Raw genomic sequence first — 12,781 nt, 5'->3', positions numbered from 1 at the left:
GTCTGCACGAGGCGGGCCGGCGGACCCGTCAGTCGCCGTCGAGGCGTCCGCCGGACTCCGTGAGGTAGCAGTTGGCGCACAGCGACTCGTAGGTGACGTCCACGCCGTCGATCGCGACCTGCGATCCGTCGAAGACGAACCGTCCGTCGACCTTGCGGGCGTTGAAGACCGCCTTGCGGCCGCAGCGGCAGATCGTCTTGAGTTCCTCGAGCGAGTGCGCGACCTCGAGCAGGCGGGCGCTGCCGGGGAACGCCTCGGTGCGGAAGTCCGTCCGGATGCCGTACGTGATGACCGGGACCTCGTCGAGGACCGCGATGCGCAGCAGGTCGTCGACCTGGCGGGGCGTGAGGAACTGCGCCTCGTCGACGAGCACGCAGCTGACCGGCCGGACCATGCCGTCGAGCCGGTCGGACTCGGGGTCGGTGGCACCGGCCTCGGTGACCGCCGCGCGGACGTCGGCGTCGGGCGTGAACACGATGTCGACGGTGCGGGTCACCCCGAGCCGCGAGACGATCTCACGGTCGCCCTTGGTGTCGACCGACGGCTTCGCGAGGAGGACCCGGTGACCGCGTTCCTCGTAGTTGTAGGCCGCCTGCAGGAGCCCGGTGCTCTTGCCGCTGTTCATGGCGCCGTAGCGGAAGTAGAGCTTCGCCACTACGCGAGGAACCCGTCCTCGGCCGCACGACGGATGAGGTCGGACTTCTTGGACGCGGGCCGGCCGACCTTGCTGTACTTCTCGCGCACGCGGCGCAGGTAGGTCTTCGCGGTCTCGTACTGCACGTTCATCTGCGCGGCGACCTCGTTCGTCGAGTAGCCCGACACGTACAGGCGCAGCGCTTCCTCTTCGCCGTGGCTGAGCTTCGGCCGCTGGTGCGCGTTCGCCCCGGTCGGCAGCGGCCGCCAGTCGCGCTGCGGCGGGGTGTCCCGCGCGACGCCCATGATCTCGCGCGCGACGTCCATGACCTCGCGCATGGGGAGCGACTTCGACAGGAAGGCGGCGGCGCCGGCGGCGAGCGCACGGTCGCGGGACTCTCGGCTGTCGACGCTCGACAGGACGATGACCTTGGCCCCGGCGGCACGGCAGGTGCGCACGCGGGCCTCGATCGAGACCGGTTCCTTGAGCTGGAAGTCGAGGAACACCAGGTCGGTCGGGAAGTTCTCGCTGTGCACCATCTCGAGCCACGTGTGGGCCGTCAGCGCGAGGTCGAAGTCGAACGCGTTCACCGCGATCCAGCTCGACAGGCTGTCCAACAGCACCTCGTGGTCGTCGAGGATCGCCAGCCGCACGCGTCGTGTCCCCGGGTTCGGGACGGCGGGCGCACCATCCGTGATCCGGCTCGGGTCAGTGCTGGTCATACGAGAACCTTAGTGCGAGGGCGGAGGGTCGGACCGCGACGTCCAGATCGGGGAACGTCACGCGGAGGACCGCGAAGTAGGGGTCGAAGGTGCGGTGGATGCCGACGTCGGAATCGGCGACGGCGAGGTCGATCGCGACGGTCACGCCGCGGCCGGTCGCGGGCGGCTGCGCGGTGCCGGTGGTCCGCTCGTCGCCGCCTGCGCCTCCGTCCGAGTCGCCGATCGCCCCGTCGTCCGTCCCCGTCTGTCGGATCGTGGCGCGGAACCCGGCGGGGTCGACCGTGGAGGCACGCAGTGCGGCCCGCAGGAACGTCCGGACCACCGTGCGCTGGTCGGCGTCGAGGGTGGCGATGAGCCCGTCGGGGTCGTCGACGACGGCGTCGGTGCCACCGTCGGTGCGGACGGCCTGCTCGAACCAGGTCCGGTCGGCGTCGGCCACCATCGAGCGCCGGATGCCGTCGGCGATCGACCGGGCCCGGGCGCGGTCGGCGTCGGTGATGACCTCGCGCGTGCGGAGCTCGGCGAAGAAGGGTGCGACGTCGCGGGCGAGGATCGTCGAGCGGTCCTGCTGCACGCTGGCGTCGATGCCGTCGCGCTCCGCACGCTCGACCGAGTAGGACCCGGCACGGATCTGCACGCGCTCGGCGAGCCCGGCGAACGTCCACGCGAACACCGCCGAGGCCGCGGTGAGCACGAGCGTCGGCGCTGCCGCCAGGAACGCCGCGACCCCGATCGGGACGTGGTGCGGGAACGCCCACGCCACGATGCCCCACGAGACCCCGGTGATGACCGCGAGCAGCAGGCCGCCCAGGGCCAGGTCCGTCCAGGGTCGGTACGGCGCCGTCATGACGATGCCGGTCGCGGCGAGCAGGGACATGAAGTCGTTCAGTGCGCTGCGGTCCGGGCCCCACTGGGCGGCGACGCTCGTGATCGTCGCCGCGGCGAGGAGCAACACGTGCACCACGAAGGCCCAGCGCGGGAACGGTGCGCGGAACGGACTCGACGCGACGAACACGACCGCTCCGGAGGCCGCGACGAGCAGCACGGTGAGGGCGCTCAGGGTGGGGCTGCCGACGACGTCCCGGTCGAAGACGGACACGAACAGCGCCCACAGCACACCGCAGGCGCCGAGCACGATCGCCAGCGGGCGGGACCCCATCGCGCCGAGCGGGTCGTACTGCTGCGCGGTGCGGCCGGCGTCGCGGGCGGGACCGGGGCGCGTCACCGACCGACCTCGGACCCGGCGTTCGGCACCGGGGTCGTCCCGGTGACCGCACCGTACGGCACGGACATCATGACGCTCGTCCCCGAGCCCGGCGACGACCACACCTGGACGTCGCCGCCGACCCGGCCGATCCGCTCCCGCACGGACCCGCGCAGACCCATCCGGTCGGGGCTCGTCGTGGACTCGTCGAAACCGCGCCCGTCGTCGACCACCATGACCGTGCACGCCACCCCGTCGTCGAACACGCTCACCTCGGCCGCGTCGGTTCCCGCGTGCTTCCGGACGTTCGCCAGGCACTGGCCGACGGCACGGAGGATCGCCGTCATCGCCGCCTGGTCCAACCGGACGAGGGCCGCGGGGTCACCGGTGACGGTCACCGTGAGTCCGAGCGCCCGGTGGTCGTCGACCATCTGCTCGAACGCGCGCACTGCGGCACCGGGTTCGGCACGGGCCGGGCGGGCCCCCGGCGCCAGCCACTCCTTGCCCGTGAGCATCGCGACGTCCGCCTCGACCGTGCGGGCGAGCTGCGGGTCCATCGGGCCGTCGGGCGCGAGGGCGATCGCACCGAGGTGGTTGAGGACCGTGTCGTGCAGGATGGCCGCCGCCTCGGCCTCGACCCCGGCGCGGTACGCGGAGACGTGCTCCTCGCGCGCAGAACGGAGCAGCTCGGGCTGCACACGCTCGGAGCGGGCGGTGTTGCGGCTCGTGATGAGCACGAGGGCGATGACGAACGCGAGCGTCACCCACGCGAGCACGAGGGGGTGCGTGGGACCGCCCGCCTGCGCGATCGCGATCGACGTCGCGACCCGACCGACCAGGAACCCGGCGATCGACCACAGTGCCACCCGCCCCGCGACCGCGCCGGCACCGCCCACCAGCACGAGCGGGATGATCGACAGGGAGAGCAGGTACGAGGCGACCCACCCTGCGGGGACCTCGCGTTGCACGACCACGGCGAACCACCACGCGCACACCCCGCCGACGACGAGGAACGCGACGGCCGACCGCCACGTGCCGAACTGCACGTGGACGGCGATCATGCCGAGCATCGGGACCAGCGCCAGCACGGCACCGATCACCCGTACGTCCGGTTCGGCCAGGCGGTAGAGCACCAGGGCGATCGCGGCGGCGGCGAGCGAACCGATCGCCGCGGCGTGGAAGGCCCGCACGGTCGACCACGCGTTCACTCGCGGAGCGAGGTGCGTGGGGATGCCGAGCACGGGTGGGGGTCCTTCCGGACGTGGGGGAACGCCGCCCACGATCCAACCACGGTTGGTGCGACCGTGTACCCCGATTGTCGGAGTGATCGGCGACCCGCTCGATGATACCGGCACACGGGTGTTCCCGGTGTCCCCCGAACGCGGACCGACGCCCTCGTGCCCGAGGCCCGTCAGAAGAGCGTCGGCACGACCGGTGCAGCGCGTGGGACCAGGCGCTGGTCGAACCCCGGATCGGCGCGCTTGAGCGGCGAGGACGTCGGACGGGACTGCTCCTCGAACGGCGACGGCCCGGAGATCGCTCCCGCCGGCGTCGCGGGCGCTGCCCCGGGGTCGCTCAGCCGGTTCGAGAACCCCATCGAGCCCGTCGCCGGATCGACGTGGCCGAGCCCCATGCCGTGCGCGCGCAGGATCGGACGGACCCGCTCGGACAACCAGCGCCGGTAGTCCTTCGGCGCGAAGGTGTTGTCGAGGTACATCGACCGGTACCGCTCGACGAGGTCCGGCCGGGTGCGCTGGAGCCACGCGAACCACCAGGGCTTCACGCCGGGACGCAGGTGGAGTGCGGAGTACATGACGCTTGACGCCCCAGCGGCCGCGGCTCGCCCGACGGCGTCGTCGAGGTGGGCCCGGGTGTCGGTGATGTACGGCAGGACGGGCATGAGGAACACGGAGCACGTCAGGCCCGCGTCACGGATGGCCCGGACCGTCGCCAGGCGCGCCGCCGTCGTCGGGGTGCCTGGCTCGACCTGCTGCTGGAGTTCGTCGTCGTAGACCGCGATCGACATCGCCAGGTCGACCGGCACCGACCGCGCGGCCTCGACCAGCAACGGGATGTCGCGGCGCAGCAGGGTGCCCTTCGTCAGGATGCTGAACGGCGTGCCCGAGTCGGCCAGGGCACGGATCACACCGGGCATCAGCCGGTACTTGCCCTCGGCCCGCTGGTACGGGTCGGTGTTCGTGCCGAGCGCGACCGGGTGGCGGTCCCAGCTCGGCTTCGTGAGCTCGCGGTGCAGGACGTCGGCCACGTTGGTCTTCACGACGATCTGCTGGTCGAAGTCCGCTCCCCCGTCGAACTCGAGGTAGGTGTGCGTCGGGCGGGCGAAGCAGTACACGCACGCGTGGCTGCAGCCCCGGTACGGGTTGATCGTCCACCCGTACGTCCCGCTGCCGTCCGCGCTCGGGACGCGGTTCAGCGCGCTCTTGGCCAGGACCTCGTGGAAGGTGACACCCGCGAACTCCGGCGTCGTCACGCTCCGGACGAACCCGCTGTTCGACTCGAGCCCGGGGAGCGCATCGCTCCGCGAGGCATCGATCGCCTGCCCACTCCACCGCATGCAGTCATTCGAACACACGTTCGAACGACATGCAAGCGGGGTCGACTCAGTGGTGGAGTCCGAGCAGCTTCGCCGTGCGCTCGAGCGTCGCGTCGGCGAGCTCCGCGTCGGACCCGAGGTCCTGCCCGTAGGTGGGCACCATCACGCGGACCGCGGATTCCCAGCGGTCCCAGCGGTCCGGGAAGCACTTCCGGAGCAGGCCGAGCATGATCGGCACCGCGGTGGACGCCCCCGGGCTCGCACCGAGCAGGCCGGCGATCGAGCCGTCGGCCGACGTGATGACCTCGGTGCCGAACTGCAGGACGCCGCCCTTGTCCTTGTCGGGCTTGATGACCTGCACGCGCTGTCCGGCGGTGATCCGGTGCCAGTTGCCCGGCTCGGCGCTCGGCATGAAGTCGCGCAGGGCGTCGAACTTCGTCTGCTTCGAGGCGAGGAGCTGCCCGATCAGGTAGCGCACGAGGTCGAAGTTGGAGAACGCGACGCTCAGCATCGGCCGGAGGTTGTGCGGCCGGATCGACTTCACGAGGTCGAAGAGCGAGCCCTGCTTGAGGAACTTCGGGCTGAAGCCCGCGTACGGCCCGAACATGAGCGAGGCGTTGCCGTCGACGATCCGGGTGTCGAGGTGCGGGACGGACATCGGCGGTGCGCCGACGCTGGCCTTGCCGTAGACCTTCGCCGAGTGCTTCTGGACGACCTCGGGGTCGTCGGTGCGGAGGAACTCGCCGGAGACCGGGAACCCGCCGTACCCGCGGATCTCCGGGATGCCGGACTTCTGCAGCAGGTGGAGGGCCCCGCCCCCGGCGCCGACGAAGACGAACTTCGCCGCGATGCGCTGGGTCGACCGACCGATCTCGTTGCGGACGTCGAGCACCCAGCCCTCGCTGACGGTCGAACGCGTGAGCTTCGTGACCTGGTGCGACGGCTCGAACTCGACACCGTCGATCTCGAGCTGGTCGAAGAGCTGCCGGGTGAGCGACCCGAAGTCCACGTCGGACCCGGCGGCGGAGTACGTCGCCGCGATCGGCTGGTCCTTCTTCCGACCCGGGATGAGCGCGGGCGCCCACTTCCGGATCTGCTGCGGGTCGTCGGAGAACTCGAGCCCGGCGAAGAGCGGGTGGTCCTGCATCGCCTCGTACCGCTTGCGCATGTACTCGACGTTGTCGGCACCCCACACGAACGAGATGTGCGGCGTGGGGTTGATGAAGTTCGACGGTTCCGGCAGGTCACCGGTCTCGACGAGGTGGGCCCAGAACTGGCGCGAGACCTGGAACTGTTCGTTGACGGTCACGGCCTTGCTGATGTCGACACGGCCGTCCGACAGTTCCGGCGTGTAGTTCAGCTCGCAGAGCGCGGAGTGGCCCGTCCCGGCGTTGTTCCACGGGTTCGAGCTCTCCTGCGCGACGGTGCCGAGGCGCTCGTAGACGCGGATCTTCCAGGTGGGTTCGAGCCGGTGGATGATGGCGCCGAGGGTGGCGCTCATGATCCCTCCCCCGACCAGGACGACGTCGATGGGGTCCACCTGCTTCACTGCCACCCGACAATGCTAGCGGCGTCGGCTGACAAGCCGGGCCGGGAACGCCAGGAGGCGCGGTGCCAGCTGGCACCGCGCCTCCTGGATCGCACAGGGTTACGCGGCGACCGTCCGGCGCGCGACGATCGCCTCGGCGATCTGCACCGCGTTCAGCGCGGCGCCCTTGCGGAGGTTGTCGTTGCTGACGAAGAGCGCGAGGCCGTGTCCCTCTGGCGCGGACTGGTCCGCGCGGATGCGGCCGACGAAGGACGGGTCCTGCCCGGCGGCCTGCAGCGGCGTCGGGACGTCGGCGAGCTCGACCCCGGGTGCGTCGGCGAGGATCTCGGTCGCACGCTCGGGCGACAGCGGGCGCTCGAACTCGGCGTTGACCGAGATGGAGTGGCCCGTGAAGACGGGCACGCGGACGCACGTCCCGGCGACGAGCAGATCGGGCAGCTCGAGGATCTTCCGGCTCTCGTTGCGGAGCTTCTTCTCCTCGTCGGTCTCGCCCAGCCCGTCGTCGACGATGCTGCCCGCGAGCGGGATGACGTCGAACGCGATCGGGCGGACGTACTTGACCGGGTCGGGGAAGGTCACGGCGGAGCCGTCGTGCGTGAGCGCCGCGGTGTCCTGCTCGAGCGCTGCCCGCGCCTGGCCGAGCAGCTCCTCGACGCCGGCGAGCCCGGAACCCGAGACCGCCTGGTAGGTGGTGGCGACGAGGCGACGGAGGCCGGCCTCGGTGTCGAGCACCTTGAGGACCGGCATGATCGCCATCGTCGTGCAGTTCGGGTTCGCGATGATGCCCTTCGGCGCATCGTCGATGGCGTGCGGGTTCACCTCGCTCACGACGAGGGGGACGTCCGGGTCCATGCGCCAGGCGCTGGAGTTGTCGACGACGAGGGCGCCCGCGGCGGCGAACTTCGGCGCGAGTGCCCGCGAGGCGGTGGCACCGGCCGAGAACAGCGCGATGTCGATGCCCGACGGGTCGGCGGTCTCGGAGTCCTCGACGACGATCTGCTCGCCGCGGAACGGCAGCGTGGTGCCGGCGGACCGGGCGCTCGCGAAGAACCGGACGTGCTCGGCCGGGAACGCGCGTTCCTCGAGCAGGCGGCGCATCACGGCGCCGACCTGGCCGGTGGCGCCGACGACGGCGACGGTGAGGGTGCTCATGCGGTGCTCCTGACGGGTCAGCGGCCGGTGCCGGCGTAGACGACGGCCTCGGAGTCGGCGTCGAGGCCGAACGCGTTGTGCACCACGCGCATGGCCTCGTTGAGGGTGTCGGCACGGGTGACGACCGAGATGCGGATCTCCGACGTGGAGATCATCTCGATGTTGATCGACGCCTCGTGCAGGGCGCGGAAGAGCGCCGCCGAGACGCCCGCGTTCGTGCGCATGCCGGCGCCGACCAGGGCGAGCTTGCCGATCTGGTCGTCGTACTGGATGCCCTCGTAGCCGATGTCGGCCTTCGCGACCTCGAGCGCGGTCAGGACGCCCTGGCCCTGGTCCTTCGGCAGCGTGAACGAGATGTCGGTCCGCCCGGTGACGGCCTCGGACACGTTCTGCACGATCATGTCGATGTTCGCACCGGCGCGGGCGACGATCGTGAAGATCTCCGCCGCCTTGCCCGGGGTGTCGGGCACGCCGACGACGGTGATCTTGCCCTCGGAGAGGTCTCCGGCGATGCCGGTGATGATCGGTTCTTCCACGGTTTCCCCCTCTGCAGGGTTGTAGACGATGGTTCCCTCGGCGTTGCTGAAGGAGGAGCGGACGTGCAGGGTGACGCCGTGCCGACGGGCGTACTCGACGGCACGGATGTAGAGGACCTTCGCACCGGAGGCTGCGAGTTCGAGCATCTCCTCGCTGGTGATGCGGTCGACCTTCTTGGCCTTCGGCACCACGCGCGGGTCGGCGGTGAAGATGCCGTCCACGTCGGTGTAGATCTCGCAGATGTCGGCGTCGAGCGCCGCGGCGAGGGCGACGGCCGTCGTGTCCGAACCGCCGCGGCCGAGCGTGGTGATCTCGCCGGTCGTGCGGTTGAAGCCCTGGAACCCGGCGACGATCGCGACGTGCCCGGCGTCGAGTGCCTCGCGCACGCGCTTCGGGGTGACGTCGACGATGCGGGCCTTGCCGTGCTGGGCGTCGGTGAGCATGCCGGCCTGACTGCCCGTGTACGACGACGCCTCGACCCCGAGGCTCTTGATCGCCATCGCCAGGAGCGCCATCGAGATGCGCTCCCCCGCGGTGAGGAGCATGTCGAGTTCACGTCCGGCGGGGATCGGCGTCACGGAGTGCGCGAGGTCGACGAGCTCGTCGGTGGTGTCGCCCATCGCCGAGACGGCCACGACGACGTCGTTGCCGGCCTTCTTCGTCTGGACGATCCGCTTCGCCACGCGCTTGATGCTCTCGGCGTCCGCGACGGACGATCCACCGAACTTCTGCACGATCAAGGCCACTGGTTGGTACTCCCGGGGACGACGGTTCCGCGACTGTCACGCGGTCTCATGATGGTAGTCGGTGTTTCGAGGATGTTGCGTCAGAGCCGGTGCAGACGCAAGGATCCTGCGCGCTGCTCGGCTCCGGCAGGTCAGCCGCCGACGACCCGACGGCCCTCGAACGCGCGGCCGAGCGTGACCTCGTCGGCGTACTCGAGGTCGCCGCCGACGGGCAGCCCGGACGCCAGGCGGGTCGTGCGGATGCCCATCGGGACGAGCAGTCGGCTGAGGTACGTCGCCGTGGCCTCGCCCTCGAGGTTGGGGTCGGTGGCGATGATGACCTCGTCCACCGTGCCGTCCGCCAGTCGCGTCATGAGCTGCTGGATGCGCAGGTCGTCCGGGCCGATGCCGTCGATCGGGCTGATCGCGCCGCCGAGCACGTGGTACAGCCCGCGGAACTCGCGCGTCCGTTCGATCGCGGCGACGTCCTTCGCCTCTTCGACGACGCAGATGACCGCCGGCGACCGACGCGGGTCACGGCAGATGCTGCACTGCACGTTCTCGGTGACGTTGCCGCAGATCTCGCAGAAGCGGACCCGCTCCTTGACGTCCGCCAGGAGCTCGGACAGCCGGGTGGGGTCGAACGACTCGGTCTGGAGGATGTGGAACGCGATGCGCTGCGCCGACTTCGGTCCGATGCCGGGGAGGCGACCGAACTCGTCGATGAGGTCCTGCACGATGCCGTCGTACATCAGGCGCCTTCCTCGTGGAGGGAGGTCTCCTCGATGAACTGGGCGTTCAGGATCTCACGGACGACGGCCTCGCCGTAGCGGCCCGCGACGGGGGTCCGGCGGACCTGCGGGGCGGGTGCGGCGGGGCGCTGGGCCGGCGCCGGGCGCTGCTGGCTCGGCGCGGGGGCGGCGGGCTGCTGCGGTGCGGCGGAGTGCTGCGAGTCCGGGTAGGGGTCGCCGTCGCCGTACGGGTCGTCGTCGAGCGGGTAGTCGTCGACGGGGACGTCCGGGCTGCCGCCCGGTGCGGCGGCCGGACCGGTGGACGGTGCGGCGCCCGGGCCACGGTCGACGTCGGTGTCCGGACTGCCGGGAGGCGCGGCCTGCGTCGACGGGGTCGCCTGCGGTGCGGGGGTGCCCAGCGAGGACGCGGGGCGCAGCTGTGCCGCGAGGGCCGCGTCCACCGTCGGGTCGGACGTGGTCGGGACGGGAGCGACGGGCTCACCGGTGTCGGTGGTGCCGAACGGTGCCGACCACGAGCGCTCGGCCCCGGCGGTGGGATCCGCGGCGGGGATCGTGGCGACGGCCCATTCGGTGACCGGGGCGCCGGTGGGCTCCGAGGCGGGGGCGGGCTCCGGGGCGCCGGTGGGCTCCGAGGCGGGGGCGGGTGCAGGGCGGGACTGCGTCGGGCGCTGGTCTCCCTGCGCGGGCGCCGCGTCCGGCCGTGCCGGAGCCGGTGCCGGTGCCGGTGCCGCGTGCTCCGACGCTGCCGTCTCGCGCGCGGCGGACTCGGCCGCCGAGGATGCTCCGGTGGCGGATGCTCCCCCGCCGGACTCCGGGGCAGCGGACCGGTCGGCGGAGTTCCCCGCCGCCGGCTGCTCGGCGGACCCGTGCGGCTCGGACGTCGTCGGCTCCGGACGCGCGGGAGCGGCCGGAGCCGTCTCGGCGGACCGGTCGGCACCGGGCCGTGCAGCCCCCGCAGCACCGGCAGCACCCGCAGCGTCAGGGGCAGGCGCGGCACTCGGCGTCGGCTGCGCGGCCCCCTGCGGCGGCTGGGCCCCGGGCTGCTGCGGCGGTCGCTGCTGCCCCGGCCCACCGGGACCACGGGCGACGAACTTCACACGGAGCCCGAGCACGTCGACGATCGCTGCCCGCAGGAGCTCGCTGACGCTGGCGTTCGGGTCGGACATCTCCTTGAACGAGGCGACGTCCTGCTGGCTCGGGAACGTGAGGGTGAGGACGTCGTCGCGCAGCGCCGTGACCTGCGCCGTGACGACCACGGACCACGCCGAACGCTTCTGCCGCTGGACGTGCTCGACGATCTGCGGCCAGGAGTCGCGGAGCTGCTGGAACCCGACCGCGCCGATGGGACGCACGGCCGGCTCGTCGCCCGCAGCCGCGCCCTGGCCGGTCGAGGACGCGTTCGCAGCGCCCGCGGCGGGCGTCGGCGTGGACCCGGGTCCGTTCGACGGCGCCTCGGGTGCACTCGGCACCGCGGCGGCCCACGAGGCAGCGGCATCCCGAGCGGTGGCACCGGGGTCGGTCGACGTCGGGGCCGGGGTGGCGGCCGGTTCGGCGGTGGCCGGAGCAGGAGCCGGCGTCTGGGCCTGGGTCTGGGTCTGGGCGGGAGCCGCGGGGGCCTGGGCCGCCCGAGGAGCGGGTGCGGCCGGCTGCGTGCTCGGCGCGGGGGCGGTGGTCGACCCCGCGGCCGGGAGCGACTCCGGCCCGGCCTGGTGCCCGCCGGCGTCCCCGACACCGATGCGTCGCTCGAGTCGCTCGACCCGGGCGAGGGCACCGCGCTGGGTGTCGTCGGCCTCGGGCACGAGCATCCGCGCGGTCATGAGTTCGAGGTGCAGCCGCGGCGAGGTCGCCCCGGTCATGTCCGTCAGCGCACGGTTCGCGATGTCCGCCGCACGCGAGAGCCCGGTCGCACCGAAGACGCCGGCCTGCCGGGTCATCGTGTCGAGCTCTTCCGGTGAGACGCCCCGGAGGACGGCCGCGGCGCTCTCGTTGGTCGCGGCCACGACGATGAGGTCACGGAGGCGCTCGAGGAGGTCCTCGACGAAGCGACGAGGATCCTGCCCGGTCTGCACGACCCGGTCGATGGCGGCGAACGCCGATGCCGGGTCGGCCACGGCGAGCGCGTCGACCACGTCGTCGAGCAGTGCGGCGTCGGTGTAGCCGAGGAGCGCGACGGCCCGCTCGTACGCGATCGCCCCGTACTCGCTGCCGGCCATGAGCTGGTCGAGCAGGGACAGGGTGTCACGGACGGAACCGCCGCCGGCGCGGACGACCAGGGGCAGCACGCCGGGCGCGACCGAGACCGATTCCTGCTGGCAGAGCTGCTCGACGTACTCGAGCATCGCGGCCGGCGGGACGAGGCGGAACGGGTAGTGGTGGGTGCGCGAGCGGATCGTGCCGATGACCTTCTCGGGCTCGGTCGTCGCGAAGATGAACTTGACGTGCTCCGGCGGCTCCTCGACCAGCTTGAGCAGCGCGTTGAAGCCCTGCGGCGTCACCATGTGCGCCTCGTCGAGGATGAAGATCTTGTAGCGGTCGCGTGCCGGGGCGAACACGGCGCGGTCGCGCAGGTCACGGGCGTCGTCGACGCCGTTGTGGCTGGCGGCGTCGATCTCGATCACGTCGAGCGATCCCCCGCCGCCGCGTGCCAGTTCGACGCAGCTCGGGCAGACGCCGCACGGGGTGTCGGTGGGGCCCTCGGCGCAGTTCAGGCAGCGCGCGAGGATGCGCGCGGACGTCGTCTTGCCGCAGCCGCGCGGGCCGCTGAACAGGTAGGCGTGGTTGACCCGGTTCGTGCGCAGGGCCGTCCGGAGGGGATCGGTGACCTGCGACTGTCCGATCAGCTCGGCGAAGTTCTCGGGCCGGTAACGGCGATACAGGGCGGTGACCACGCCCCAAGGGTAGCCGGGACGACCGACACCCGATGGTCGGACCGGACCACCTGTGAGAAGTGGG

Annotated in this window: 10 protein-coding genes; all 10 read right to left on the bottom strand. The window is 71.9% G+C overall.

Annotation, left to right across the window (positions count from 1 at the left end; genetic code table 11):
• Positions 1 to 28 precede the first annotated feature (28 nt).
• On the bottom strand, positions 29 to 655 hold the full coding sequence (locus tag BIV01_RS09310; protein ID WP_071295952.1) for a thymidine kinase: 627 nt from the start codon (positions 653 to 655) through the stop codon (positions 29 to 31).
• A complete protein-coding gene (locus tag BIV01_RS09305; RefSeq protein WP_229086463.1) occupies positions 655 to 1,356 on the bottom strand; it encodes a response regulator transcription factor in 702 nt (233 codons plus the stop codon). Before BIV01_RS09305 ends, BIV01_RS09310 begins: the two co-directional genes overlap by 1 nt.
• Positions 1,343 to 2,581, bottom strand: a complete 1,239-nt coding sequence (locus BIV01_RS09300; protein ID WP_071302624.1) for a hypothetical protein — start codon at positions 2,579 to 2,581, stop codon at positions 1,343 to 1,345. Before BIV01_RS09300 ends, BIV01_RS09305 begins: the two co-directional genes overlap by 14 nt.
• Positions 2,578 to 3,801, bottom strand: a complete 1,224-nt coding sequence (locus BIV01_RS09295; RefSeq protein WP_070418406.1) for a sensor histidine kinase — start codon at positions 3,799 to 3,801, stop codon at positions 2,578 to 2,580. The genes BIV01_RS09300 and BIV01_RS09295 overlap by 4 nt, the downstream gene beginning before the upstream one ends.
• 170 nt (positions 3,802 to 3,971) lie before the next feature.
• A complete protein-coding gene (locus BIV01_RS09290) occupies positions 3,972 to 5,135 on the bottom strand; it encodes an Rv2578c family radical SAM protein (RefSeq protein WP_071302623.1) in 1,164 nt (387 codons plus the stop codon).
• Between the two features lie 46 nt (positions 5,136 to 5,181).
• Entirely contained in the window at positions 5,182 to 6,669 is a 1,488-nt protein-coding gene (locus BIV01_RS09285) for a malate:quinone oxidoreductase (protein ID WP_139199280.1), read from the bottom strand.
• A 93-nt stretch (positions 6,670 to 6,762) separates the two neighbouring features.
• Entirely contained in the window at positions 6,763 to 7,815 is a 1,053-nt protein-coding gene (locus BIV01_RS09280) for an aspartate-semialdehyde dehydrogenase (protein ID WP_071302622.1), read from the bottom strand.
• A 17-nt stretch (positions 7,816 to 7,832) separates the two neighbouring features.
• Positions 7,833 to 9,098: an aspartate kinase gene (locus BIV01_RS09275; RefSeq protein ID WP_070418403.1), complete on the bottom strand. Its 1,266-nt coding sequence runs from the start codon at positions 9,096 to 9,098 to the stop codon at positions 7,833 to 7,835.
• A 131-nt stretch (positions 9,099 to 9,229) separates the two neighbouring features.
• Positions 9,230 to 9,829 (bottom strand): recombination mediator RecR, encoded by a 600-nt coding sequence (recR, locus tag BIV01_RS09270; RefSeq protein WP_070418402.1) that lies wholly within the window; start codon positions 9,827 to 9,829, stop codon positions 9,230 to 9,232.
• On the bottom strand, positions 9,829 to 12,717 hold the full coding sequence (locus BIV01_RS09265; protein ID WP_071302621.1) for a DNA polymerase III subunit gamma and tau: 2,889 nt from the start codon (positions 12,715 to 12,717) through the stop codon (positions 9,829 to 9,831). Before BIV01_RS09265 ends, recR begins: the two co-directional genes overlap by 1 nt.
• Positions 12,718 to 12,781: the final 64 nt, after the last annotated feature.

Origin of the sequence: Curtobacterium sp. MCBA15_013, from assembly GCF_001865095.1 — a bacterium.
Classification (GTDB): domain Bacteria; phylum Actinomycetota; class Actinomycetes; order Actinomycetales; family Microbacteriaceae; genus Curtobacterium.
The sequence above is the reverse complement of the archived record's forward strand: the minus strand, read 5'-3'. Positions and strand labels throughout refer to the sequence as shown.

Coding starts and splice junctions, on each gene's coding strand:
- BIV01_RS09305 (WP_229086463.1), bottom strand. CDS start 1,356: ATGACCAGCACTGACCCGAGCCGGATCACGGATGGTGCGCCCGCCGTC.
- BIV01_RS09290 (WP_071302623.1), bottom strand. CDS start 5,135: ATGCGGTGGAGTGGGCAGGCGATCGATGCCTCGCGGAGCGATGCGCTC.
- BIV01_RS09280 (WP_071302622.1), bottom strand. CDS start 7,815: ATGAGCACCCTCACCGTCGCCGTCGTCGGCGCCACCGGCCAGGTCGGC.
- recR (WP_070418402.1), bottom strand. CDS start 9,829: ATGTACGACGGCATCGTGCAGGACCTCATCGACGAGTTCGGTCGCCTC.